The organism is Brevibacterium sp. 239c, assembly GCF_900169365.1.
Taxonomy (GTDB): Bacteria; Actinomycetota; Actinomycetes; order Actinomycetales; family Brevibacteriaceae; genus Brevibacterium.
This window is the reverse complement of the sequence record NZ_FXZH01000006.1, coordinates 126,969-150,660: the sequence shown is the minus strand read 5'-3', so window position 1 is coordinate 150,660 and position 23,692 is coordinate 126,969. Positions and strand designations below refer to the sequence as shown.

Here is a 23,692-nt window from a genome sequence, read left to right as displayed (position 1 = left end):
TCAGAACAGTGTTGGGGGAAGTGCATCCTCGAACTCGAGCAGCCAGCGTTTCGTGGCCACCCCCTCGCCACGACGGCCGCCTGAGTACCCGCCGAGGCTGTCGCTGGCGACGACACGATGGCAGGGGATGACCAGAGGAAGTGGATTCATCCCCATGATGCTGCCGATTCCTCTGGCATGGATTCCGGTTCCGCTGCGTTGGGCGAGTTCGCCGTAGGTGACGGTGGTGCCGAATTCGACAGTGTCATTGAGAGTAGTGAGGACCTGTCGCGCAGTCGCGGAGATCGGGCCGAGGTCCAGACGCAGGTCGAAAGTGGTGAGACTGCCGTCGAAATAGGCGCGTAGTTGTCGAAGCGCTTCGGCCAGGAGCGGATTGGATGCATTGAGGTCCGGGACAACGGCGTCGCTGCCTGTGCTGTCGTCGGGCTCAACCCACTTCACACGGACGATGGACTGCCCATAGCTGGTGACGGTGATGGGACCGACGGGTGTGGTCATCGTCGTCTGGGAGAGATCGTCGTCCTCGGCTTCAGTGCGGGGTGCCTCGATCGGATCCATCTCAGGTCTCCTCAGCATCGTCGGATCGGCTCTAGTGGTGGCATTCTCGCAGAAATGCTGGAGCCTTCTACTGCCAACCTAGCGCACACGTGTGGCCCGGTCGATGACAACCGGGCCACACGCATTCGGCATTCAGCCTTCGAGCTTGCCAGCTCGGAAGTCCTTGGCGAAAGCTGGATTGTCACCCAGCCATTCAGCAACCGCCTTTTCAGGTGTCTCCCCGTTGTATTCGTCCTCGGAGAACATGAGGGCTTCCAGGTCTGCCAACTGTTCCTCGGTCATTGCGAAGTTCTTGACCGCCTGAGAGACATAGGGAAACTTCTTCACTGAGTCCTTGTTTCCAACGTTGTACAGGATCTCTTTGTCACCGAACGAATCTTTCGGGTCGTCGAGGTCACGCATGGGGAACTTGCTGTAGGCCCAATGTGGGTGCCATAAGGTGACCGCGACGTTGTCTCCTGCATCGGTGGACTTCTTCACTTGGGCCAACATGGCCGGTGTCGACGAGATCTTATATTCGTATCCTTCGAGACCGTAGTCGGGAATGACCTCTTCCTTGGTCACTTTCGTCAGTCCTGCTCCCGCTTCGATTCCGTAGAGGGTGTTATCGTAATCGTCGCCCATGGTCTTTAGATCGTCGATGGTTTGGGCAGGGGAATCTTCATTGACGGCGATGGTGTTCTGGGCCGCACCGTACCAGCAGCCTTGCAGATCGATATCGTTCTTGACTCTGTCGTAATAGCTTGCGTGGGTCGTGGGCATCATCATGTCCATATGGAAGTCGATGTCGCCCCGCCCCACAGCACTGTAGGCGGGTCCTGCTTCCAACTCCTGGACCTCGACCTCGTAACCATCCTGCTCGAGCAGATTCTTGATGGTGTAGACGCTGGCAAAGGTTTCGTCCCATCCGTTGAAGACCGCGAACTTCACCTTCTTGTCATCATCGGCCTCAAGCGACTCCAGGTCAGCGCCGTCCGCGCCCGGCGCGCATTTCGACCAATCCTTATCACCGGCAGCAGAATCGTTGTCGTCGCCGTATCCTCCACCGCTGTTGCTCGCTCCGCACGCTGACATCATCAGCACGGCTGCGGCGGCGATTCCGCCGAATCGTAAGAACTTCTTGGTCTGCATGACTACTCCTTGTCCATTTGTTTCCCGAGGCGCGGGCGCTGTCGGCAGCGCTGAGAAGATGCCTGAGCGGCCAGGCGTTGCTAACGCGTCTCGTTGCAGCAAGTGAGGGAGGGTTGCAGATAGACGTCTGCAACCCTCCCTCACTGCGATCTCTTCTTGCTCAGTCAGTTCCCTGACTGATGTCGGACTTGTGATCCCGGCAAGTTCGCTTATTTGGCGAGTTCGCCCTTCTTCCACTGGTCGACGAAGTCAGGGTTTTCCTTCAGCCATTTGGCGACGGCCTTTTCGTGGTCCTTGCCGTTGTAGTTGTCCTCGGAGAACATAAGGTTCTCAAGGCTGGCGAGGTGGTCGTCGTCAAGGACGAGGTTCTGGAGCAGCTGTGAGACATATGGGTGCTCTTCGGCTGCGTCCTTGCCGGAGAAGCTGTACACGCGCTCGGCGTCTCCCATGGCATTCTTCGGATCCTTGAGGTCACGAACTGGGAAAGCATCGTAGGCCCAGTGCGGACGCCACAGTGTCACTGCCACGTTCTCATCGGCATCGGTCGACTTCTTCAGCTGTGCGAGCATGGCTGGGGTCGACGAAATCTTGTAGTCGAGGTCCTCGAGACCGTATTCCGGAATCGCCTTTTCCTTCGTGGTCTCAGTCAGACCTGCACCGGCTTCGATTCCGTAGAGTGTGTTGTCGTACTCATCGCCCATCGTTTTGAGGTCTTCGATGGTTTTGGCGGGAGAGTCCTCGTTGACGGCGATGGTGAGCTTGGCATTGTCATACCAGCAACCATGATCAACCATCTTGTCGCCGAACTTCTCCAAGTAGCTTGCGTGGGTCAGCGGCAACCAGGTGTCGGTGACAAAGTCGACGTCGCCCTGGGTGATGCCCGTATAGGCAGGACCGGCATCCAACTCCTGGGTCTTGACCTTGTAGCCGTCGGCTTCGAGGACGTTCTTGATCAGATAGGTGGTGGCATATGACTCGTCCCAGCCGTTGAACACTGCGAACGAAACATCCTTGTCATCATCAGTCAGGTCGCTGGCGTCCTTGGAGCCGTCGCCGGGTGTGCAGTTCGCCCAATCCTTGTCCGATGCAGACTTTGTCTCTTCACCGCCGGCGCCGCCCGAATTCGATGCACCGCAGGCAGTCAATGCGAGGGCACTTGCTGCCAAGACACCGCCAAGTTTGATCAACCGAGACATTTTATTAGTTCATCCTTCTTCATTTTTGTTCTGTTGAGAGTCGCCGGGAGCACAGGCAATCGCACGTGCGGAAGAAAGGGGCAGCATCGCAAGTCATCAGCTTGCAATACTGCCCCTCGTCGCATGACAGCAAACTGTCATCGACGGCAAGCTCGCTTATTTGGCGAGTTCGCCCTTCTTCCACTGGTCGACGAAGTCAGGGTTTTCCTTCAGCCATTTGGCGACGGCCTTTTCGTGGTCCTTGCCGTTGTAGTTGTCCTCGGAGAACATAAGGTTCTCAAGGCTGGCGAGGTGGTCGTCGTCAAGGACGAGGTTCTGGAGCAGCTGTGAGACATATGGGTGCTCTTCGGCTGCGTCCTTGCCGGAGAAGCTGTACACGCGCTCGGCGTCTCCCATGGCATTCTTCGGATCCTTGAGGTCACGAACTGGGAAAGCATCGTAGGCCCAGTGCGGACGCCACAGTGTCACTGCCACGTTCTCATCGGCATCGGTCGACTTCTTCAGCTGTGCGAGCATGGCTGGGGTCGAGGAGATCTTGAATTCGAGGTTGTCGAGACCGTATTCCGGAATCGCCTTTTCCTTCGTGGTCTTCGTCAGACCTGCACCAGCGTCGATTCCGTAGAGTGTGTTGTCGTACTCGTCGCCCATCGTTTTGAGGTCTTCGATGGTCTTGGCGGGAGAGTCCTCGTTGACGGCGATGGTGAGCTTGGCATTGTCATACCAGCAACCATGATCGACGAGGTCATCACCGTACTTCTCGATGTAGCTCTCGTGGGTCAGCGGCAGCCAACCGTCGGTGAAGAAATCGATGTCGCCTTTTGCCACACCGGTGAACATCGGTCCAGCGTCGAGCTCGTCGGTCTTGACCTTGTAGCCGTCTTCTTCCAGGACGTTCTTGATGAGATATGTGGTGGCGTACGACTCATCCCAGCCGTTGAAGATTCCCAGCGATACTTCCTTCTTATCATCGCTGATATCTGCAACGTCCTTGGAGTCATCGCCAGGCTTGCAAGCTGACCAGTCTTTGTCGCTGGCCTTGGTCTCGTCGCCCCCGCCTGCTTCCTCGCCACCTGAGTTCGAGGCACCGCAAGCGGTGAGGGCGAGGGCGCTGGCAGCAAGAATGCCGCCCAGCTTGGTTAGTGTTCTCGTTTTCATGAGATGCTCCTTCATTTCTTGAAATGTGTGGATCAGGAAGATGCCTTGCGTGCCCGTTCAATCGGTGTCCTCTGTCCGAGGGCAGCGGTCACACGGTCGAGGAAGATTGCCACGACGACCACCGCGAGGCCAGCCTCAACGGCGAGTGGGACATCAAGTTGGCTGATGCCGCCGACGACGGCGCCACCGAGTCCGCCCGCACCGACCATGCCGGCGAGGACGACCATCGACAGGGCGAGCATGATGACCTGGTTGACGCCGGCCATGATCGTCGGCATCGCCAGAGGGATCTGAATCTTGCTGAGGATGTGTCCTGGGGAGGCGCCGAACGCTTGCCCGGCTTCAACGACCTCGGTGTTCACCTGGCGGATCGCAAGCTCAGTGAGCCTGACGCCAGGGGGCAGGGAGAAGATGATTGTTGCGATTGCGCCTGGGGTCTGGCCGATGCCGAACATCAGGATCGCCGGCACGAGGTAGGCCAGAGCAGGCATCGACTGCATGAAGTCAAGTATCGGTTTGACGACCGTTGACACCCAGCTGATCTTCGCAGCCAGGATACCGAGTGGGATCGCGATGATCAGCGCGACTATGACTGCGACGAGCACCAGCGCAAGGGTCGACATCGTGTTGTCCCACTGGTCGAGTGTGCGCACGAAGTAGAAGCCGATGAGGGTGAAGAGTCCAAGCTTCCATCCCGATGCGAAATAGGCGATGATCGCGAGAATGACGATCATCACAAAATAGATCGGGGATGAGAAGACGAGGTAGAGAACGTCGTAGAGGCCACCGAGAACGAAGTTGATGAAGTCCAGCAGCCCTTGGAACGCTTTCGTGAACCAGTCGAGGAAGTCGCTGACCCAATCACCGAGCGGAATACGCGGATTCATGAAGTTCATCAGAGGTCCCTCCCTTCTGCGTCATTGTTGGCTTCGACGGCATCACCGGTGGAAGTCGACTCCGTCGGGAGCGTGTATTCCTGAGCGAAAGCCGCACCCTTTTCAGAATCGTTATCGCCAGCGGTCGGTGATTCGACCATCGGCTCCGGTGCTTCTTGGACCGTCGGGAGCTCTCCTGTGGCAGGACCGGGATCGGCCATCGAGTTGAGGAGCGCGACTCGGGGCACGATTCCGAGCAGTCGGCTATTCTCATCGACGACAGTCAACGGCACCTTGGCTGTGGAGCTTGGTGCGAAGAGTTCGGACAGCGGAGTGTCCGGACTGACGGTGATGAGGTCTGTCTTCTCCACGATGTCGCGGATCGTCTGATGGCCTTCCTTGGCAGCCTTCACCACAGTGCGATCACTGACCAGTCCGAGGACAGTGCGGTTATCGTCGAGGACGAGGAGTCCCGAGGAATTGTTGTCCTCAAGAGTCTTCATCGCCAGGCGGGGACCTGCCTCAACGCTGATCGTGGCCTTGGTCTCGCGCATGATCGACGATGCGGTGAGCACGCGAGTGCGATCGACGTCCTGAACGAACTCGGCAATATAGTCATCTGCGGGTTCGGTGAGGATCTCTTCCGCGGTACCGATCTGGACGATCTTGCCGTCGCGCATAACGGCGATACGGTCGCCGAGGAACATTGCCTCATTGAGGTCGTGGGTGATGAAGATGATTGTCTTGTTCAGGCGTGACTGGAGTTCGACCAGCTGTTCCTGCATTTCGCGCCTGATCAAGGGGTCAAGAGCGGAGAATGCTTCATCCATAAGCAGAATGTCAGTTTCGGCCGCAAGTGCGCGGGCCAGGCCGACGCGCTGCTGCATGCCGCCCGACAGCTGCTGCGGGTATTTATCGCCCCAACCATCAAGACCGACAGTCTTCAGCCATTCTTCAGCCTTTTCCAGGCGTTTGGCCTTCGCCATGCCTTGGACCTCAAGAGCATAAGCTGCGTTCTCGCGGACCGTGCGGTGGGGCAGCAGCGCGAAGTGCTGGAACACCATCGAGACGTGTTTTCCGCGGACCTTTCGGATCGTAGACGCATCAGCTTTGGCCAAATCGGTGCCGAGGACCTCGACGGATCCGGCTGTGGTCGACCACAGGCCATTGAGCGTGCGGATCAATGTCGATTTGCCGGAACCTGACAGTCCCATGACGACGAAGATTTCGCCTGCTTCGACTTCAAAGCTGGCATCGATGACTGCGGCTGTGCCGAGTTTGGTGAGGTCTTTGCGGTCTGCGCCCTGTTCGAGTCGTTTGACGACCTCGTTCTGGCGCTTGCCGAAGACCTTGTAAACGTTTGACGCTTTGACAACGCTCACGCGATTCCTCCTTGCATTCTTGACTCTCCGCAAGAACGAGAGGCTTCACCCCCGTTTTGCGATGCGGTGGTGGTCGATCCGAACTGGTTGGATCGCACACTCGCCTCACCGCACACGGATATCTCACTCCCTATTGTAGTTTTGTTCAGGAATTTCGGAAGAGGCTTTGTCGATAGAACGCGGTGTGGCGGACTTGACGACCCATCTGACCTGGAGTGATGTAAAAGCATGCGTTACTTGATTGTTACAAACAGCTCTTGAGGCATATAGGCATAGCCTTATCCGATTTGTTACACAATGCGGATTTTTGATGGTGAACGAGGTTGTCAGCTCTCCGGGGAGATGTGGCCGTGAGTCAGGGACTCTTCAGGAAGAGTTGTTCAAGAGCTGGCGCTCAGGAACCCGAGGATCTCAGGGTTGACCACCTCGGCGAACTCTTCGAAGAAACCGTGTCGACCGCCGGGACAGATGAGAATCCGGGAGCCCGATATGCGCTCATGCAGCAGGTGGGCGTTGTCGACGGGGTTCATGAGGTCAGCATCGCCATGGACGATGAGAGTTGGCGCAGCGATCTCCGGCAGACGGGCCCAGGCGTTGTGGTGAGCGCTGATGCGCAGATGTGCCGCAGATTCCTCGGCGGTCATCGTGTCATCGCCGAGCAATTTGCTGTACCTGGGAGCCACGGTCCAGTTCGGCGTGTAGAAGAGCGAGAACAGATACTGGGTGTGTTCGCGACCGCGCAGCCGCGCCAAGGACTGCCCGACCTCGCGGGGCCGTTTGACGGACTTCGGACCTCCCAGCATTGTGCACCCCAGGACCAATGCGCTGATGAGGTCGGGGAAATCCAAGGCCAGCATCTGAGCGATGCGCCCACCCATCGACGTTCCATAGACAACAGCCTGGGTGATACCTAAATGAGCGAGAACCTCGGCAGCATCGGCGGCGAAGCTCGCCGTCGACAGTTCGCTCAGTTCGCCCCGGCTGCCGCCGGTGCCGCGGTAGTCGAATGTGACGGTGCGAAACTGGGGTTCAAAGTCCGAGCGCAGCTCGTCCCACCATTCGTGAGAGTTCGACTGCCCCTGGAGGAGGAGCAGGGCCGGAGCCTCGGGTGGGCCGCTGACCTGGATGGCGAGCGGGAATCCATCGCGAGTGGTGATCGTGAGCTGGTCCTTGGTCTCCACGTGGTGTTCCTCTCCACTGGTGCGCCGGCCTCAACGCCTAGGCTTGGGCCATGAAGCAATTGCCGTTCCTCAATGATGCCGCAGGTCCCCGATCGGTGCTCGACTCGTCCGCAGCGGCAACGACCCTGTCAGCGGCGACTCCGGCGGTCGCTGATCCACGGCGCCCGGCCATCATCGTTCCCGTCCAGGCAACGGCACCCGACGAGATCGCGCGGCAGTGCAGCGCCATCGCCGATACCGGAGCCGTCGACGTCATCGAATGGCGCATCGATCCCGTGATCGCCGGTATCACGAAGTCGCGGGATCCGAAGCCCGGTGCAGCCGACCCCCAGGGCCTCGCCGAGGCGGTCTTGGGCTTTGCCTCACACGTGTCCGCTGCAGGGCTTCCGGTTCTTATCACGCTGCGAACAGGATACGAGGGCGGAAGCGCGGAGGTGAGCGAAGAAGACTATACGGAGATTCTCAGGGCGATCATTACTGGCCTGGCAGGAATCACTTCAGGAGCCGTATGGGCACTCGATGTTGAGATCGATCGCGGCGGTGCGGCAGAACTCATCGGTGCGGCTCACAACCACGGAATCTCAGTGGTCGCCTCACATCACAATTTCGCCGGAACGGACTCGGCAGAGGCATTGGCAACCACGTTCGCGGCGATGGCTGAGGCAGGGGCAGATGTCGCGAAGATTGCGATGATGCCCACCAGCAGTGCGGATGTCGCGGAGCTCCTGCGGTCGACTGCACTCGCGGAGGACGACTTGGAGATTCCAGTCCTCGGGATCTCGATGGGTCAGCTGGGCAGGGCCAGCCGGGTCATGGGTGCTGACTTCGGCAGCTGTGCAACATTTGCGCAACTCGGGGAGTCGTCGGCACCCGGCCAGATCGCCGTGGCGGATCTGGCCGGGATGATCGACCGACTCTACGGCTGACGGGTCAGCGATTCTGCCCGATCAGCGTGGAGAACGATCAGTGGTGCTGATCGTTCAACGATGTCGACAGATCAGTTGACGTCTTCTTCGATCTGCTTGCGGAACTTCTTGGGCAGAGCATCGTCGCCGAAGTTGTTGCGCACGGTGCTGGCGGCGATACGCTGCACGACGAGCTGAGCCACTGCAACGCCGACACCCGAAACGATCGTCCAGGCCAGAGCCTCGGACATCGAGATCTCGTCATCGACGGGGTTGTTCGGTGCGGGACGTTTGGTCGACTTCTCCCAAGCGAAGGTCAAGGTCTTGCGAGCCGCGAATGCTGCCACGATGGGCGCTCCGACGCCGATGACCTGCCATGCGAGCTTTCCCATGCTCGTGTCCTTTCGTTAGACGCTTTGCCTGCGACGATGATGCGTCGCGCAGATGTCGCTGGAGTGCGAATCCGTTCGTGACCACACTAGCGCAGGACACCGGCTCATACGCAGGAGGCGGAACTTCATACTTTTGAGGGATGTGCACCGCTTAGGCGACCGATAGATTGAAGCTTCAGCGTACGAGAGGAGCAGAAATGCTCAGCAAATGGAAAGTCCTGGTCATCACCGGGCTGTTCGTCTTCGGTGCGCTGAGTTTCATCCTGGGGCTCTTCCCCCTGCTCGCCGACATCTTCTGGATCCTGTGGTTCGCCGGCTGCGGTGCCTGCATCCTCGCACTGATTCTGACAGTCATCGTGCCGTCTCCTCGTTCTGCGGAGAATCGTCGGGCAGCGGGAACGTCTGTCTCAGGTCATCCTGCAGCGGGCCGCACCGCAACGGGCCCGGCCGACGGCATCAGCCGGCCTTGATCAGCGCCTGCAGCTGCGCGGTCAGCTCCTCATCGCGTGAGATCGGGTTTCCATCCAGCTGATTGAGTGACACGGCCGTGCGCATCGAGGACACATACCAAGCGCCGTCGGCTTCGATGACCTCGCTCAGGCTCAGGTCCGCATATTCGGCACTGAAGCCGAGCTCTGCGGCGTGATCGAAGATCAGGCGCTGGGTCGTCCCCGACAGCAGACCTGCTTCCGGGAGCGGCGTGAGGAGAGTGTCGCCTCGGCGAATGATGAGGTTGGATGTCGGCCCCTCGAGGACGACTCCATCGTGAGAGACGAACAGAGCCTCATCGGCACCCTGCTCCGCCGCGTACCTGCCGGCGGCCTGGTTGACCGCGTAGGACAGAGTCTTGGCCCCGACGAGCAGCCAGGGTGCCTTGCTTCCGAGGTAGGCGTCGTAGCCGCGATCGAGGCTGACGGCCGAGATCCCCTGCGCTCGTGCGTGCTTGATCTTCTCATCGACGGGAACGTTGAACGCCCAGCCACGAGGGCTCTGGCTTCCGTCGGGATTCTGGGTGCCGCGTGACAGCGCATAGCGGACCCCGAACTCGGTGGTGGTCGGATCGGCGGCGTGCACCTCGGCGATCACGGTGTCGAGCCCGCGGTCCCACAGCTCCCGATCGGGATCGGGCAGGCCCAGCGCCGAGGCGGAGTCGCAGAATCGTGCGAAATGACGGTCACGTGACACAACGGTCATCCCGCCGCCGATGCGCACGAGAACGGTTTCGAAGATGCCGTCACCGCGATGGGCCGACAGATCCGTGACGGGCAGCTGCGGGGCACCGAGATCGGCCACCTCAACGGTGGACGCGGCGGGGTCGATGAGGACTAGAGCATCGGTCATACCGACAGTCTAGGTTCTTGGGAACCTGCGCCGAGCCTCGGCTGCACTCAGCCTGTGCTGACGCCGAACAGAAGGCCCAGGGCATAGGTCACGGCAGCTGCGCCGAATCCCACGCCGAGCTGCCTCAGAGCACGTGGGGCCGGAGCAGTTCCCGACAGCAGCCCGACGGTGCCGCCGGTGAAGAGCAGCGCGAGTCCGACGAGGCCTGCTGAGAGGAGCACGGCGGGCAGTCCGGTCATGCCGAAGATGTAGGGCAGGATCGGGATGAGCGCACCCGAGGAGAAGAAGCCGAAGCTCGACAGTGCCGCGCCCAACCCGGTGCCCAGTTCGTTGCGGTCGACGCCGGAGTCGATGCCGGGCAGTTGTGGCGCCTTTTCATTCTTCGCCGCCGCGATCGTCCTATGTGCTCGAGCATCGGCTGCGGGGGAGTCCATGCCCCTGGCACGGAAGACGAGAGCGAGCTCATTGGCATCGATGTTGAGATCGGCGAGTGCATGGCGCGACTCGGGATCCGGAGTCGAAGCATCGAGCAGCTCGCGCTGGGACCGCACGGAGATGTATTCCCCGGCGGCCATGGACAGTGCCCCGGCGAGCAGTCCGGACACACCGGTCAGCAAGATGACATGGTTGCCCACGCCCGCTGCCCCGACGCCGAGGACGAGAGCGAGGTTCGACACCAGGCCGTCGTTGGCGCCGAACACGGCGGCGCGGAAATTTCCTGACAGGCGGGCTCGGGAGCGGGCGGCGAGAGCGCGGACGACCTCGGCGTGGATGCGCTCATCGGCGGCCATCTCTGCCGATGCCGCTTCCTCGTCGTCGTAGGGTGAACTCGTCTCCGACTGCTGTGCCAGAGCCAGAACGAAGACCGACCCGAACAGTCGGCCCAGGACTGCGAGGCTCAAAGTGACCAGATCGGGAGTCCGCCTCTTCTGTGCATGCTCGCCGAGGAGGTCGATCCAGTGCTCCTGATGCCGAGACTCGGCGGTGGCCAGAGCAAGCAGAATCTCCCGATCTTCACCGGAGCGACGCTCGGCCAGATTCCGGTAGACACGCTCCTCGAGTCGCTCGTTCGCCAGGTATCTCTGCCAGCGTCTGATTGTCCTGCGATCGTGCTCTTGGCGCGCATCGGGGACTGTTGATTCGTCGTTCATCACTGGTCAGATTCTACTGGAAGTAGACGTGCAAATTCAATACTTGCGCAAACGAGTAAGTGTTGGTTGTTATCAATTCGTTACCTCAAACGCTCAGAGCATGGACTAGATTAAAGCTCAATGTGAGTTGTGTCACCGTTTCGTTATAGATGTATGTATTTCGTTACCAATAGCGAAGACATTGCGAAACGTGAGAATCAAGCTTCCCCTTGAGTTCGACAGGTTGGCACCGGTGCAGCTGTCTACTTCTGACAGTGCCGGCGCCTCCCGTTCGTGCTCAGCTATTCGTGTGCTGCGATTACCCCGTGGGTGACGTCCGGTCGATGACCGGACGCGGTCAGAGATGCCCGCTCGCAGTTGTGTGCGAACAGCAGCCATGGTTCGTCTGGCACCTGAGGAGCGAAAGGAACTCTATGAAGTTGCGTACTAAAACCTGGTTGGCGGTCACCGCCGCCACCGGTCTGGCTCTCGGTGGATTCAGTCCGGCCCTGGCGGCCGGGAACGCGGGACCGAGTGAACACACCGATATGGGCGTCACCGGAGGCGCCGTAATGGATCATCTGCAGAAGATCTCCGACATCTCGACGTCGCATTCCGATGAGGGATTCCGCGCGTTGGGAACGCCCGGCTATGAGGAGGCCGTGGAGTACGTCGAGAAGACTCTCGAAGCAACCGGCAAGTTCGACGTCGAACGACAGGCCTTCGAGGTTGACGATCAGACATTCGATGAGGTCGCTGTCAGCGTGGACGGCGAGAAGCTCGAAGTCACTCCGGCCAGCTACACAGAGGGTACCGAAGAACCGCTGACTGACCTGTCTGTGGCGCTGCCGGTCGACGAGGACTACAGCGACCTGGCCGGTGGTCAGCTCGGCTGCGCAGCCAGCGACTTCGACGACAGTGCGAAAGGTGCACTCGTCCTCGTGGCACGTGGCAGCTGCTCCTTCGGAGAGAAGACCCAGGCGGCCACGGACGCCGGAGCCGCAGCGGTCATCCTCTACAACAACGACACCTCAGCACCCGATGAGGAGCTCAACGCCACCCTCGGTGAACGTGTTGAAAACGGTGCCCCCACCGTCGGTGTCAGTTACAACGTCGGCAACGACCTGCTGACCAAGATCGGGGACGCTGCCGAGGATGAGCCGCTGCTGGCGGACTTCACCCTCGAAACCGAATACACCACCTCGAAGACATGGAACGTCATCGCCGAGACCAAGGCCGGCGACCATGACAACGTCCAGATGTTCGGCGCCCACCTCGACGGCGTCAACGAGGGTCCGGGTGTCAACGACAACGGTTCCGGTACGGCCGCACTGCTGGCCAGCGCCGAGGCCCTGGCCGAGCAGCCGACCGAGAATGACAACGCCATCCGCTTCGGCTGGTGGGCTGCAGAAGAGGTCGGACTCGTCGGCTCGACCCATTACGTGGAGAGCCTGGATGAGTCAGAGCTCTCGAAGGTCAAGTCGTACATGAACTTCGACATGATCGGCTCCGACAACTTCATCGTCGGCACGCTGGATTCGGACGGCTCCGATGTGCCGATCCCCGATGACGTCACTGTGCCCGAGGGCTCGGCGGAGCTTGAGGAGATCTTCACCGACTACTTCGCCGACAACGATCAGCCCAACGTCGGAACGGACTTCTCGGGGCGTTCGGACTACCAAGCGTTCATCGACAACGGTATTCCCTCCAGCGGACTGTTCTCCGGAGCCGATGGCACCAAGACGGAGCAGGAAGCCGAATGGTTCGGCGGAACCGTTGGCGATAAGCACGACACCAACTACCACCAGTCCACGGACACGATCGAGAACGTGAACCAAGAGTCTCTCGACATCTTCGCGCCGGCCATCGGCTATTCGGTGCACACGCTGGCCTACGATCTCAGCGATGCCCCAGGCCCGAGCGACCCTCCGACTACGTCACCGACAGATCCTCCGACGGAGACTCCTACCGAGACGCCGACGGATGATCCGACGCGGGCCCCGGGTGAGCGGAGTCTGAGCATTGATCCTAAGACGATCGATCAGGGTGACTTCGTCGGTGAGAAGGGCGTCCAGGTGGCAGCCTCCGGCTGTACCCCAGACACCTCCGCCACGATGACGGTGGAGCCGCAGAACGGCAACATCGAGAAATTCGAGCAGGCCGCGACGGCAGATGCCGATTCCGTGGCCAAGTTCGGTGTCCGCGGTCTCGACGAGTCCAAGGCCGCAACCTATGTCGGCACCTACGACGTCACGGTCGACTGCGCAGGCGGTGACCCGCTGTCCGGTTCCTTCGAGGTCCTGGCCGCCGACAGCGACGGTCCGGGTGCCGGTGACGGCGGCGAAGAGCTGCCGCGCACAGGTAATGAGGCGCTGCCTCTGGTGATCTCGGCGGGAGCACTCATTGTGCTCGGCGTGATCATGACCATGGGAGCTCGCCGCCGCAAGGCCTGAGCATCCCCCGAATGCCACGCGGGCCGGTGACTGAAAAAGTTCACCGGCCCGCGTGCCCATTCACGGCCGTCAGCTTCAGGGCCTTCAGCGCTCGCCCATCTTGTTCAGGCAGAATTGCCGTGTGACTCCCAAACTCTTCTTCAAGACCTTCGCTATTGCAGAGACCATCACCTGGACACTGCTCATCATCGGCATGATCCTCAAATACACCCATATCACCGAGATCGGTGTGCGCATCGGCGGTGGCATCCACGGGTTTGTCTTCATCTGCTTCGTCATCGCCGTCATCGGCGTCGGCACCTCACAAATGTGGAGCAAGAAGCGTATCGCCACGGGCCTGGGCTCGGCCATCATTCCCTACCTCACGATTCCCTTCGAAGTCTCCGTGGCCAAGGCCGGAGCACTCGAGGGTGGCTGGGGGCTGGGCGCGAACGGACGCACCCCGCGCAACTGGTTCGAGAAACTCACCTCCTGGGCGATCCGCTCACCATTCCTGGCCATCGGCGCCGGAATCATCCTTGTCGTCATCGTCTTCAGCGGGCTGCTGTTCCTCGGCCCTCCCGGTGACTGGGGCAAGTGAACCTGAGAACCACCTCGGCGCTGGACGGCTCTGTGCAATAGTCGGGGCCTGCCCTAGGATGAGGACAACGGGCCCGATATCCACCTTTGGGCCGCCATGAACATCCTCGAATGCTGGAAGGCCCACTGATGGACCTACTTCTCGGCGCCGGTGGTATCGGCGTCCTCGTTCTCATCGTCATCATCGCAGCTATCGTCATGCTGCGGTCCTACAAAATCGCTTCCCCTTCGGAAGCACTGATCATCACCGGCAGAAATGCCAGCGGTTCCAGCGGCAGCGGTCGCATCGTCATCGGCGGTCGCGCGGTCGTGTACCCGGTCGTCCAGAAGGCGTTCTTCCTGTCGCTGTCCTCACGTCAGATCGCCGTCGCCATCGACGGCATCTCGATGAACGGCATTGCGCTGCGCCTGCATGGCGTCGCTCAGGTCAAGGTCGGCGGCACCGAGGAAGATGTGCGCAAGGCCGCGCAGCGTTTCCTCGACCAGCAGGACCAGATCGAGCCCTACAGCACGGAAATCCTCTCCGGCACCCTGCGCGCCGTCGTCGGCACGCTCACCGTTGAGCAGATCATTCAGGATCGTGCTTCCTTCGCCGCTCAGGTGCAGGAAGAGTCCGCGCACTCGATGAACAACCAGGGTCTGGTCATCGATACCTTCCAGATCTCCGCGGTCGAGGACGAAGGCAGCTACCTGCGCGACTGGGGCCGCCCCCAGGCCGCCGAGGTCGCCAAGAACGCCGCCATCGCCGAGGCGAACGCCAGCCGCGCATCGTCCGTCGAGGAAGCGCTGCAGAACGAATCGACCCAGAAGCAGCAGGCTCTGACCGATCAGGCCATCGCCGAACAGCAGCAACAGCTGGCTCTGCGCCGTGCGGCGCTGAAGGAAGAAGCCGATCAGCGGCAGGCGTCGGCCGACAACGCGGGTCCCTTGGCGAACGCGGCAGAGAAGCAGAAGTTGCTCGAACGTGACCGTGTGGTCGCGAAGGAAGCCGCAGAACTGCGCGCCGAACAGCTCGACGCTGAGGTCAGGCGCCCCGCAGACGCAGAACGTTACCGTCAGCAGGCAGAAGCCGATGCCCGCGCTTACGAGATCGAAGCTCAGGGTCGGGCCGAGGCTGCAGCCGAACTGCATCGTCGGTCCAAGGACGCAGAGGCCATCCGCCTCGAAGGTGAAGCCCAGGCCGATTCGATCAAGGCCCGCGGTGAGGCAGAAGCCGGGGCCCTCCAGGCTCAGGCAGAGGCTTACAAGAAGTTCAACGATGCGGCCGTGCTGTCGAAGGTCCTCGAGGTCCTGCCGACCATCGCCGGCGAACTCGTCGCACCGTATGCGAACATCAAGGATCTCTCGATCGTCTCAACCGACGGAGAGTCCAAACTGGCGAACTCCGTGTCGAACAACCTCGCACAGGTGCTCGAAGTCGTGCGCGGCACCACAGGCATCGACCTTGGCAACCTGGTCGACAAGGCCCAGAATCAGGGCGGATCGAAGACCGCCAGCGGGTGGGTCCACGATGACTCGACCACGTTCGATGAATCGGGCGATTCCAGCGGGGCTGGATTCGCAGGGTCTGAATCGGACGACTCTGGATCGGAGGCCTCTGCCGATGATGACCAGGTCGTCGAAGGCCAGGTTTCCGAGGCGAACGGTTCCGAAGGGAGCGGCTCCAAGGGCTCCAGGAATCACTCGGGCCGCGGAGGGTCGAAGCCTTCCGGACTGGGGGATCCCAGCGCCTGGTCGGGTGGGAACTTCGACCCGAAGGACTACCTCGACGAGAACGGTGAGCTCGACCTCAGCCACATCGGAGACGATGTGAAGAAGGCCACCGGAATCGATGTGCAGTCCTATATCGCCGATGCGCTGCGCCGGCGCGACGGCCATGATGGTGACTCCGACGGCTCCGGATCGAACGGTACTAAGGGCGGTTCGAAGGGGCCGAAGGGTGGTCCTGACAAGAAGTAGTCTGTGCTGTGATCGGCACTGACGGCAGCCTCGGGTGATCCGAGGCCTCTGTGCAGAATTGATGCGTGCGCGCTCGGCATTTGGTGCCGGGCACGTACGTATTCTGCGGTCTGAATGTCATGGTGAGATCGCGTGATGGCGCACTGATTCATAAAGACATGCGCATATGTTAATGTGATTGTGTAGGAGGTTCCCATGGCACATGACCACTCACACACTTCAGGTTCGCGTCGACGCTTGGCGATCGTCTTCGGCATCGTTCTGGTGATCTTCGTCTTCCAGGTGATCGGCTCGATCATGACCGGCAGCCTGGCGCTGCTGATCGACACCGGTCATAATTCCGTCGACCTCATCGGCATCGGGATCGCGCTCTTCGCAGCCACGTTGGTCCGTAAGCCGCCGAAGGGTCAGAAGACCTGGGGGTTCCGTCGGGCCGAGGTGCTTGCCGCCGGGGCACAGGCAACTCTGCTGCTCGGTCTTGGTGTCTACAGTCTTATCGAGGGCATCCGTCGCTTCTTCGTTCCGCCCGAGGTCCCCGGCCCCGAACTGATGATCTTCGGCGCCGTCGGTCTGGCCGGCAACATCGTGTCGATCATCATCCTCAGCTCCTCCAAAGAACAGTCTCTCAACCTCAAGGCTGCTTTCCTTGAGGTCATCGCCGATGCGCTGGGATCTGTCGCCGTCATTCTCGCCGCGGTCTCGATCTGGCTCTTCGACTGGACTCGCGCCGACGCGGTGGCTGCCCTCTTCATCGCTGCATTGATCGTGCCCAGGGCGTTCTCCATCCTGAAGGAGACCGGGTCGATCCTGCTCGAGGTCGCACCCAGGGAACTCGATCTCGACAAGGTCAAGATGCACATCGAGGGGGTCGATCACGTCCAAGAGGTTCACGACCTGCACGTGACTCGCATCGATTCCAACCTCCCGGTGCTCACCGCGCATGTGGTCCTCGCCGACGAGTGCTTCTACGACGGTCATGCCCCACGAATCCTCGTCGCGCTGCAGGAGTGCTTGGCTGAGCACTTCGAGGTCGCGATCGAACATTCGACGTTCCAGTTCGACAGGGCGAAGGATGCGGCATTGGAGACCCACACCCACACCTGAGGCTGTCGGCCCCCGCCACAGCTGTCGCTCGATTTCGTGATCGGCGGCTGCCGGCTTCGGTGATCAACCGCCGCGAGACGCAACAGTCGGTAAGTTCTGGTCGATTCCAGCGCTGGGACCGACCAGAACTTACCGACTGTTGGGACCAGCCACGCTGCTCTGCCCGCGGGTCAGGCCTGCGGCTCTGCAGTCTCGCGAGTACTGCGGCTCTGCCCGCGTGAGGAGCTCAGCTCCGCGGCAGGATCTGCACCGAGTCGGTGCGGAACTTCTCGAGCCTCTCGGGGTTGATCGAGACGCCGAAGCCGACACCGGTGGGTACGTCGACCTTGCCATCGTGCATGATGATCTCTTCGGTGATGTCTTCGTGGAAGAAGCGATTCGAGCCAGAGATGTCTCCGGGCAGGGTGAACCCGGGCAGCGAGGCGAGTGCGGCATTGGCGGCACGGCCCAAACCGGTCTCGACCATTCCTCCGTGCCACACCGCCACACCATGGGCGGCGCAGAGGTCGTGGATTTTCTTCGCTTCGATGAAGCCGCCCACTCGTCCGGGCTTGATGTTGATGACAGCGGCTGCACCCATGGAGATCGCATCGGCGGCGGCCTCAGCAGAGTCGATCGACTCGTCGAGGCACATCGGGGTCTCCATCAGCTTCGCGAGCTCACCGTGCTGGCGGATGTCGGCCTCTCCCAAGGGCTGTTCGATGAGGAGGAGGCCGTACTCGTCGAGCCTGCGCAGGTGGGAGGCATCGACCAGGGTGTAGGCGGCGTTGGCATCGACCTGGAAGCCGAAGTCATCGCCGAAGGCCTTGCGCACGGCAGCGATGGGGGCGATGTCCTTGCCCGGTTTGATCTTGAGTTTGATGCGGGCGTACCCCTCTTCCAGGTAGCCGCCGATGACCTTGACAGTCTCTTCGACGGAGTCCTGGATGCCCACGGAGACTCCGGAGGGGACGGAGTCGACGACGCCGCCCAGGTAGCTCTTGAAGGACTGGTCATTGAGCTTGAGTTGGGCCTCGATGACCGCCATCTCCAGCGCCGACTTCGCCATCGGATGGCCGATCACGTGACGCAGGTGCCAGGACACGGTCTCCGCTGTCAGGTCATCGACGCCAAAGAGGATCGGCGCCAGCCAGCGCTTCGTGACGTCGATGCCAGATGCCACGTATTCAGAGGAATAGAGGGGGGAGATCATCGCCACCGACTCTCCCCAACCCGTGATCTCACCCTTGGGAGTGTCGAAGGTGGCCTCGACGAGGTAGCAGTCCTTCTCCGTCTCCCGCATGAACGAGGTCTCGAACGGAGTGACCAGAGGAATCGACACCTGGTGGAGAGTGATTGACTTGAGCTTCATGCGCCATGCACCTTCTTTGTGATTGGGGCTGATGATCCTGTCACCCAGCTTATAACCACTCGCAGAACCGCCTCGGCGGGCATCGGAGTCTGGGACAGAACGGCACACAGCGATGTGCGGCAGGTTGCGTTGCTCATCTCATGGCCGTGCTGCTTCTGGAGACAGCTGTGTCGACATTGATACTGTGAGTCAAAGATCGCGCTCAACGTAAGGGAGAGCCTCGTGAACGACTACCTGCGGTCACTCAAGGGCCGGAAGCAGAAGTGGTTCGGACTCAAACTGCCAGTCAAGACTGCCCTCGCGCAACCGTATCTCCACCCGATGTTGAGAACGGTGGCACCCCACATCAACGGCATCAAGATCGGCCGGCTGCCCGCACCGATCGGCCTCACCGAGGTGCGCGGGCGTGCCGGAGGCGCCGGCTTCTATCTAGTCGATCCCTTCCGCTGTGAGATCGCCAAGGAATTCTACTGGGGCAAGGGCCGCCGCACGGAGGCCGAGGACGCCTTCGCGCTCGACCTCATGGTCGACCTGTCCCGCGACGCGGACGTGTTCCTCGACATCGGCGCCTATACAGGGGTGTTCACCATGGCCGTTCTGGCGGCGAACCCGGCGGCCGTCGCACACTCCTTCGAGATCATCCCCGCCGTCGTCACCGGCTTGGAGAAGAACGTCGCCCGCAACCACCTCGGCGATCGGGTGACTGTTCATCCGACGGGCGTCGGCAAGCCCGGCACCACCATGCAGGTGCCCACCGGTGACGGAGGATCGGCATTGCCATCGTTCTATGGGACCGGCATGGACTTCGACTCCGGTGCGCAGGTGCGCTTCACTTCGCTCGACGAGCTCCTCCCGGATCTGCCGCCCGGCCGTCCGCAGGTGACCGTGAAGATTGATGTGGAAGGTGCCGAGAACGACGTGCTCGACAACGGTCGAGAACTGTTGGGCACACTGCAGCCGGACATTCTGTGTGAGGTCCTCGACGATAGGGCACAGCCCGAACAGCTGATGCGCATCCTCGACCGCTTCGACTACCACTACTATCTCGTCGGCCCCGATCACCTCAGCGCCAAAGACGAGATCGTGCCCGACCCGCATCTCCGTGACTGGCTCTTCACCACGAAGAACCCAGAGGACATGCGGGTCGCAGGCTACCCGGTCAAGTGAGCGGCTGCTCTCAGCTCTGCAGCTGATCGGCGATGAGGGCCGCGAGCAGAGCTGTGCGCGGGGCGATCTCATCGATGACCGCGTGCTCGTGTTCGGCATGTGCCCCATCACCCACGGCACCCAGGCCGTCAAGTGTCGCAATGCCGTCACCGGCGGTGAAGTTTCCGTCCGAGGCACCGCCCACGGAGACACCTTCTGGTGCAGGAAGGCCGAGTTCAGCGGCCAGGGCGGTGGCACGTTCAAAGAGTGCGGCTGATTGCTCACGTTCGAACGGGGGACGGTTGATTCCGCCGATGACCTCGATCGATGAACCTTCCAGCTGAGGGCGGGTGGCGAGCTCACGCATGGCGGCATCTATACGGTCGAGCTCGGCGGCGGTGCGTGCACGCACATCCACATCGACGCGTGCCTCGGCGGGAACCGTGTTCGAGGTGGTGCCCGCGCTGATCACGGTCGGGACCACCGAGGTGCCGGCCGAAGCGTCGGCAAGATCGGCGACGAGAGGCAGGTGAAGGGCCAGGGCCATACCGGCGTTGATCCCCTTCTCCGGCTCGAGCCCGGCGTGGGAGGCCTTGCCTGCGAAGACGAGGGTGTAATTGCTCGTGCCCTTGCGCTCGACCTTGAGTGCACCGCCGGCGCTCGCCTCCATCACATACACGGCCTTCGCCTCGGCCGACTCGGCGCGAATGAGATCCGAGGACGAGATCGACCCGATCTCCTCATCACCGGTGACCAGGATCGACAGACCACTGAGGCCACCCTCGCCGAGGTGCTCGCGCAGGATCGCGCTCGCGTGGATGCTCATAATCGCCCCGGTGAGCATGTCGAAGCTGCCCGGTCCGCGCAGGATACCGTCGTCGGTGGAGAAGGGAATGCGGTCCAAGGTTCCGTGCGGCCACACCGTGTCCTGGTGGTTGAGAAGGACCACACGAGCCGGACCCGAACCGAAGCGCAGGCGCACATGGGCGGTGTCCTCGACGGTGATGACCTCCGCGGTGGCCTCGAGACGCTCACGCAGCAGTTCGACGAAATCCTGGGCACCGGCGGCCACGGCTTCTTTGTCGTGCGACGGCGTCTCCTTCGTGATGACGCGTTTGATGTCATCGAGGATGAGGGGAAGGCGGTCGGCGGCTTTCGCAACGAGGTCAGCGGACTGGAGTTCTGAGGACAGAGAGGTGGTCATGCGCCGATTCTACGATGGGGTCTGCAAGACCGGTTGCGGCGTCCGCATCATGTTCGGAATTCGGCAAGCGCAAACACTAAGTCTGTGGTTTGCTTGACCCATGGGTGAGCAAGTCAGTTCCAAGCGGTACACGCCGGAAGAACGCACGCTGTATCGAGAGAAACTCGCGGAGAACCTCGAGCTCTTCGACACGTATCTGCGCCACGCGGAGTTCAAATCCGCGGGCACGATCGGTCTGGAGCTCGAACTCAATCTCATTGACTTAGACAATCAGCCGAGCCTGAACAACACGAAGGTTCTCGAACGCCTCGACGACGAGTACCAATCGGAGATCGGCGGCTTCAACCTCGAACTCAACCACCCTGTGCTCCAGGTGGCCGGACGTGGGCTGAAGACCTTGGAGGCGGGAGTGGCCCACCGGCTCGGCAAGGCTCAGAAGGCCGCCGAGGCGGAAGGTCTGAAGGTCACGTCGATCGGAACGCTGCCGACCCTGAGCACCCAATTCCTCACCGAAGAAACGTGGATCACCGAGGAGAACCGCTACGAGGCGCTGAGCAACTCGATCGTCGATGCTCGCGGTGAATATGTGCGCATCGAACTCGACGGCGAAGAGAAGTACAAACACGAATTCTCCGACATCGCCCCGGAAGCCTCCTGCACATCGATGCAGCTGCACCTGCAGGTCGCACCCAACAAGTTCGCCGAGGCGTGGAACGCGTCCCAGGCGATCGCTGCAGCCCAGGTCGCGATGAGTGCGAACTCCCCGTTGTTCGTCGGCCGCAAACTCTGGCACGAATCCCGGATTCCGGTGTTCACCCAGTCCATCGATACGCGCACCCCCGAGCTCGTGAATCAGGGAGTTCGGCCACGGGTGTGGTTTGGGGAACGCTGGATCACGAGCGTCTTCGACCTCTTCGAAGAGAACGTCCGCTACTTCCCACCCCTGCTGCCGGAGATCAAGGACTTCGTCGAGTTCTCCCAAGCCGATGCTCCGAAGCTCTACGAACTCAACCTGCATAACGGCACCGTGTGGCGCTGGAACCGACCGATCTACGACTCCTCTGACTCCGGGGCCCACATTCGTGTGGAGAACCGGCTGCTCCCAGCCGGGCCGACCCCCGTCGACATGGTTGCCGATGCCGCTTTCTACTACGGTCTGGCCGAGTTCCTCGTCGGAGAGAACCGTCCCGTGTGGTCGCGAATGTCCTTCCGTGAGGCGGAGGAGAACTTCTTCGCCTGTGCCAAGGACGGCATCCATGCCCGCGTGACGTGGCCCAAGATCGGCCACATCGACGTCGCGGACCTTGTGCTCGACGTCCTCATCCCGCAAGCTCGCAGAGGCCTGAGCCGTCTGGGCATCGACAAAGACGTCATCGACGAGTACATGTCGATCATCGAAGGTCGGGCCGAACTGCGTGCCAACGGCGCGACTTGGCAGCTGAGGATGCTCGACCATCTGGCACCGAACAGCGCCCCGGACTCACCGGAGCGCCGAGAGGGACTCAAGGCGATGATGGACGCCTACGTGAAGAACCAGGCCTCAGGCGAGCCCGTCCACACCTGGGACGTGCCCGTCTGAGGCAAGCAGGGACTCGCCACGCTCAGCAGCGGTGGTGCGGGCCTGAACTGGTGCCGAGCTGTGTTGAATCAGAGGCGTTCGACTTCGACGAAGACGATGTCGTCGGTCCCGTCTGGATTTGAGACCTCATGTTCGGATCCTGCCGCGCGTGTATAGCTGACTCCCGCCTCGAGGTCGGCGACCATCGACGTTCCATCCGAGCTCCGCACGTGCATCGCATCGGTGACCATCGGAATCACGACGTACTCATACTCATGTCTGTGCATGGGGATGACCCCATTGGGCTGGATGGTCCACCTGGTCACGCGGAAGACTCCGTTGTCGAGCTGGACCTCACCTGTTGAACCGGTGTTCTCATCGCTCATGATTGACACTCCTTCTCATCGTCATCGATAGTCTGCTCCACACCCTATCCCTGAGCACAGTGGCACCCCAGCCCGGTCCGTGGCCCGCAGCACATAAGTCAGGCTTCGAGGGTTAGCATGAGCAGTATGCGCTACCCCTACGCTGACATCGACGATGTCGAAGACGATATCCGCGACACCATTCTGGCCGTCTCAGAGAAGTCGGGCTTCGTGCCCAATGTCTTCCTGTCCCTGGCCCGGCGACCCGCCGAATTCCGTGCCTTCTTCGCCTACTACGACGCACTGATGGAGAAGGACACCGGGAACCTGACCAAGGGCGACCGGGAGATGATCGTCACGGCCACCTCGGCGGTGAACAACTGCCTCTACTGTGTCGTCGCGCACGGAGCCGTGCTGCGGATCATGGAGAAGAAACTGCATGTGGCAGACCAGGTGGCCGTCAACTACCGGCAGGCCGACATCACCGACCGCCAGATGGCGATGCTCGACTTCGCGATGAAGGTCTGCAAGGAACCCTGGACCGTCGGTGACGCTGATTTCACCGTCCTGGCCGAGCACGGATTCGATGACGAGGACGCCTGGGACATCGGCGCAATCACCGGCTTCTTCGGCCTCTCGAACCGCATGGCGCACATCGGGGGAATGATGCCCAACCCCGAGTTCTACCTCATGGGCCGCGTCCCCCGTGAGAGGAAGTGACCGATGA

At 61.2% G+C, this 23,692-nt stretch carries 22 protein-coding genes; 9 read left to right on the top strand and 13 right to left on the bottom strand.

Annotated elements, in window-relative coordinates:
- From BSP239C_RS07785 to BSP239C_RS07755, 7 genes are all read right to left on the bottom strand, one after another.
- Nucleotides 1–558: a methylated-DNA--[protein]-cysteine S-methyltransferase gene (locus tag BSP239C_RS07785; protein WP_219618861.1), complete on the bottom strand. Its 558-nt coding sequence runs from the start codon at nucleotides 556–558 to the stop codon at nucleotides 1–3.
- A gap of 132 nt (nucleotides 559–690) precedes the next feature.
- Entirely contained in the window at nucleotides 691–1,689 is a 999-nt protein-coding gene (locus BSP239C_RS07780; RefSeq protein WP_101571568.1) for a glycine betaine ABC transporter substrate-binding protein, read from the bottom strand.
- Between the two features lie 209 nt (nucleotides 1,690–1,898).
- Complete coding sequence (locus BSP239C_RS07775) at nucleotides 1,899–2,885, bottom strand: glycine betaine ABC transporter substrate-binding protein (RefSeq protein ID WP_101571566.1); 987 nt, start codon at nucleotides 2,883–2,885, stop codon at nucleotides 1,899–1,901.
- Between the two features lie 156 nt (nucleotides 2,886–3,041).
- A complete protein-coding gene (locus BSP239C_RS07770; protein WP_101571564.1) occupies nucleotides 3,042–4,040 on the bottom strand; it encodes a glycine betaine ABC transporter substrate-binding protein in 999 nt (332 codons plus the stop codon).
- A 32-nt stretch (nucleotides 4,041–4,072) separates the two neighbouring features.
- Nucleotides 4,073–4,936 (bottom strand): proline/glycine betaine ABC transporter permease, encoded by an 864-nt coding sequence (locus BSP239C_RS07765; protein ID WP_101571562.1) that lies wholly within the window; start codon nucleotides 4,934–4,936, stop codon nucleotides 4,073–4,075.
- Nucleotides 4,936–6,297 (bottom strand): glycine betaine/L-proline ABC transporter ATP-binding protein, encoded by a 1,362-nt coding sequence (locus BSP239C_RS07760; protein ID WP_101571560.1) that lies wholly within the window; start codon nucleotides 6,295–6,297, stop codon nucleotides 4,936–4,938. The genes BSP239C_RS07765 and BSP239C_RS07760 overlap by 1 nt, the downstream gene beginning before the upstream one ends.
- Nucleotides 6,298–6,677: 380 nt before the next feature.
- On the bottom strand, nucleotides 6,678–7,478 hold the full coding sequence (locus tag BSP239C_RS07755) for an alpha/beta fold hydrolase (RefSeq protein WP_101571558.1): 801 nt from the start codon (nucleotides 7,476–7,478) through the stop codon (nucleotides 6,678–6,680).
- 50 nt (nucleotides 7,479–7,528) lie between these two features.
- Between BSP239C_RS07755 and aroD the strand changes: the two genes are divergently transcribed.
- Nucleotides 7,529–8,404: a type I 3-dehydroquinate dehydratase gene (aroD, locus tag BSP239C_RS07750; RefSeq protein WP_257930121.1), complete on the top strand. Its 876-nt coding sequence runs from the start codon at nucleotides 7,529–7,531 to the stop codon at nucleotides 8,402–8,404.
- A gap of 71 nt (nucleotides 8,405–8,475) precedes the next feature.
- On the opposite strand, the gene BSP239C_RS07745 is transcribed toward aroD, so the two are convergent.
- Nucleotides 8,476–8,775, bottom strand: coding sequence for a DUF4235 domain-containing protein (locus BSP239C_RS07745; RefSeq protein WP_101571554.1), 300 nt, complete (start codon nucleotides 8,773–8,775; stop codon nucleotides 8,476–8,478).
- A 197-nt stretch (nucleotides 8,776–8,972) separates the two neighbouring features.
- On the opposite strand from BSP239C_RS07745, the gene BSP239C_RS07740 reads away from it, so the two are divergent.
- Entirely contained in the window at nucleotides 8,973–9,245 is a 273-nt protein-coding gene (locus BSP239C_RS07740; RefSeq protein ID WP_101571552.1) for a hypothetical protein, read from the top strand.
- Here BSP239C_RS07740 and BSP239C_RS07735 read toward each other — a convergent pair.
- Together BSP239C_RS07735 and BSP239C_RS07730 are read right to left on the bottom strand one after the other, a co-directional pair.
- The gene (locus tag BSP239C_RS07735; RefSeq protein WP_101571550.1) at nucleotides 9,232–10,116 is read right to left on the bottom strand and encodes an aminotransferase class IV; all 885 of its coding nucleotides are present in this window, start codon (nucleotides 10,114–10,116) and stop codon (nucleotides 9,232–9,234) included. The genes BSP239C_RS07740 and BSP239C_RS07735 overlap by 14 nt on opposite strands.
- A gap of 47 nt (nucleotides 10,117–10,163) precedes the next feature.
- Nucleotides 10,164–11,267, bottom strand: coding sequence for a VIT1/CCC1 transporter family protein (locus BSP239C_RS07730; protein ID WP_101571728.1), 1,104 nt, complete (start codon nucleotides 11,265–11,267; stop codon nucleotides 10,164–10,166).
- Between the two features lie 413 nt (nucleotides 11,268–11,680).
- Between BSP239C_RS07730 and BSP239C_RS07725 the strand changes: the two genes are divergently transcribed.
- From BSP239C_RS07725 to BSP239C_RS07710, 4 genes are all read left to right on the top strand, one after another.
- Nucleotides 11,681–13,699 (top strand): M28 family peptidase, encoded by a 2,019-nt coding sequence (locus BSP239C_RS07725; protein ID WP_101571547.1) that lies wholly within the window; start codon nucleotides 11,681–11,683, stop codon nucleotides 13,697–13,699.
- 121 nt (nucleotides 13,700–13,820) lie between these two features.
- The gene (locus tag BSP239C_RS07720; RefSeq protein ID WP_101571545.1) at nucleotides 13,821–14,279 is read left to right on the top strand and encodes a DUF3817 domain-containing protein; all 459 of its coding nucleotides are present in this window, start codon (nucleotides 13,821–13,823) and stop codon (nucleotides 14,277–14,279) included.
- 128 nt (nucleotides 14,280–14,407) lie between these two features.
- Complete coding sequence (locus tag BSP239C_RS07715) at nucleotides 14,408–16,237, top strand: flotillin family protein (protein ID WP_101571726.1); 1,830 nt, start codon at nucleotides 14,408–14,410, stop codon at nucleotides 16,235–16,237.
- Nucleotides 16,238–16,432: 195 nt separating this feature from the next.
- Entirely contained in the window at nucleotides 16,433–17,341 is a 909-nt protein-coding gene (locus BSP239C_RS07710; RefSeq protein WP_101571543.1) for a cation diffusion facilitator family transporter, read from the top strand.
- A 226-nt stretch (nucleotides 17,342–17,567) separates the two neighbouring features.
- Here BSP239C_RS07710 and menC read toward each other — a convergent pair whose 3' ends face one another.
- Nucleotides 17,568–18,692: an o-succinylbenzoate synthase gene (gene menC / locus BSP239C_RS07705; protein WP_101571541.1), complete on the bottom strand. Its 1,125-nt coding sequence runs from the start codon at nucleotides 18,690–18,692 to the stop codon at nucleotides 17,568–17,570.
- 222 nt (nucleotides 18,693–18,914) lie between these two features.
- Here menC and BSP239C_RS07700 point away from each other — a divergent pair, with 222 nt between their 5' ends.
- Nucleotides 18,915–19,859 carry an FkbM family methyltransferase gene (locus BSP239C_RS07700; protein WP_101571539.1) on the top strand — a complete coding sequence of 315 codons (945 nt, stop codon included), beginning with the start codon at nucleotides 18,915–18,917 and terminating at the stop codon, nucleotides 19,857–19,859.
- Nucleotides 19,860–19,869: 10 nt separating this feature from the next.
- Here the strand turns inward: BSP239C_RS07700 and BSP239C_RS07695 are convergent, their stop codons facing one another.
- A complete protein-coding gene (locus BSP239C_RS07695) occupies nucleotides 19,870–21,042 on the bottom strand; it encodes a M20 family metallopeptidase (protein WP_101571537.1) in 1,173 nt (390 codons plus the stop codon).
- 100 nt (nucleotides 21,043–21,142) lie between these two features.
- On the opposite strand from BSP239C_RS07695, the gene BSP239C_RS07690 reads away from it, so the two are divergent.
- On the top strand, nucleotides 21,143–22,621 hold the full coding sequence (locus BSP239C_RS07690) for a glutamate-cysteine ligase family protein (protein WP_101571535.1): 1,479 nt from the start codon (nucleotides 21,143–21,145) through the stop codon (nucleotides 22,619–22,621).
- Between the two features lie 68 nt (nucleotides 22,622–22,689).
- On the opposite strand, the gene BSP239C_RS07685 is transcribed toward BSP239C_RS07690, so the two are convergent.
- The gene (locus BSP239C_RS07685) at nucleotides 22,690–22,986 is read right to left on the bottom strand and encodes a cupin (RefSeq protein ID WP_101571533.1); all 297 of its coding nucleotides are present in this window, start codon (nucleotides 22,984–22,986) and stop codon (nucleotides 22,690–22,692) included.
- A gap of 126 nt (nucleotides 22,987–23,112) precedes the next feature.
- Here BSP239C_RS07685 and BSP239C_RS07680 point away from each other — a divergent pair, with 126 nt between their 5' ends.
- Nucleotides 23,113–23,685, top strand: coding sequence for a peroxidase-related enzyme (locus BSP239C_RS07680; RefSeq protein WP_219618860.1), 573 nt, complete (start codon nucleotides 23,113–23,115; stop codon nucleotides 23,683–23,685).
- The last annotated feature ends 7 nt before the right edge of the window (nucleotides 23,686–23,692 follow it).

What these genes read in the sequence shown, in the direction of transcription:
- BSP239C_RS07770 (WP_101571564.1), bottom strand. Translation starts at nt 4,040, where the DNA reads ATGAAAACGAGAACACTAACCAAGCTGGGCGGCATTCTTGCTGCCAGC.
- BSP239C_RS07775 (WP_101571566.1), bottom strand. Translation starts at nt 2,885, where the DNA reads ATGTCTCGGTTGATCAAACTTGGCGGTGTCTTGGCAGCAAGTGCCCTC.
- BSP239C_RS07725 (WP_101571547.1), top strand. Translation starts at nt 11,681, where the DNA reads ATGAAGTTGCGTACTAAAACCTGGTTGGCGGTCACCGCCGCCACCGGT.
- BSP239C_RS07740 (WP_101571552.1), top strand. Translation starts at nt 8,973, where the DNA reads ATGCTCAGCAAATGGAAAGTCCTGGTCATCACCGGGCTGTTCGTCTTC.
- BSP239C_RS07715 (WP_101571726.1), top strand. Translation starts at nt 14,408, where the DNA reads ATGGACCTACTTCTCGGCGCCGGTGGTATCGGCGTCCTCGTTCTCATC.
- BSP239C_RS07685 (WP_101571533.1), bottom strand. Translation starts at nt 22,986, where the DNA reads ATGAGCGATGAGAACACCGGTTCAACAGGTGAGGTCCAGCTCGACAAC.
- menC (WP_101571541.1), bottom strand. Translation starts at nt 18,692, where the DNA reads ATGAAGCTCAAGTCAATCACTCTCCACCAGGTGTCGATTCCTCTGGTC.
- BSP239C_RS07710 (WP_101571543.1), top strand. Translation starts at nt 16,433, where the DNA reads ATGGCACATGACCACTCACACACTTCAGGTTCGCGTCGACGCTTGGCG.
- BSP239C_RS07730 (WP_101571728.1), bottom strand. Translation starts at nt 11,267, where the DNA reads ATGAACGACGAATCAACAGTCCCCGATGCGCGCCAAGAGCACGATCGC.
- BSP239C_RS07690 (WP_101571535.1), top strand. Translation starts at nt 21,143, where the DNA reads ATGGGTGAGCAAGTCAGTTCCAAGCGGTACACGCCGGAAGAACGCACG.
- BSP239C_RS07765 (WP_101571562.1), bottom strand. Translation starts at nt 4,936, where the DNA reads ATGAACTTCATGAATCCGCGTATTCCGCTCGGTGATTGGGTCAGCGAC.
- BSP239C_RS07735 (WP_101571550.1), bottom strand. Translation starts at nt 10,116, where the DNA reads ATGACCGATGCTCTAGTCCTCATCGACCCCGCCGCGTCCACCGTTGAG.
- BSP239C_RS07785 (WP_219618861.1), bottom strand. Translation starts at nt 558, where the DNA reads ATGGATCCGATCGAGGCACCCCGCACTGAAGCCGAGGACGACGATCTC.
- aroD (WP_257930121.1), top strand. Translation starts at nt 7,529, where the DNA reads ATGAAGCAATTGCCGTTCCTCAATGATGCCGCAGGTCCCCGATCGGTG.
- BSP239C_RS07780 (WP_101571568.1), bottom strand. Translation starts at nt 1,689, where the DNA reads ATGCAGACCAAGAAGTTCTTACGATTCGGCGGAATCGCCGCCGCAGCC.
- BSP239C_RS07745 (WP_101571554.1), bottom strand. Translation starts at nt 8,775, where the DNA reads ATGGGAAAGCTCGCATGGCAGGTCATCGGCGTCGGAGCGCCCATCGTG.
- BSP239C_RS07695 (WP_101571537.1), bottom strand. Translation starts at nt 21,042, where the DNA reads ATGACCACCTCTCTGTCCTCAGAACTCCAGTCCGCTGACCTCGTTGCG.
- BSP239C_RS07680 (WP_219618860.1), top strand. Translation starts at nt 23,113, where the DNA reads ATGCGCTACCCCTACGCTGACATCGACGATGTCGAAGACGATATCCGC.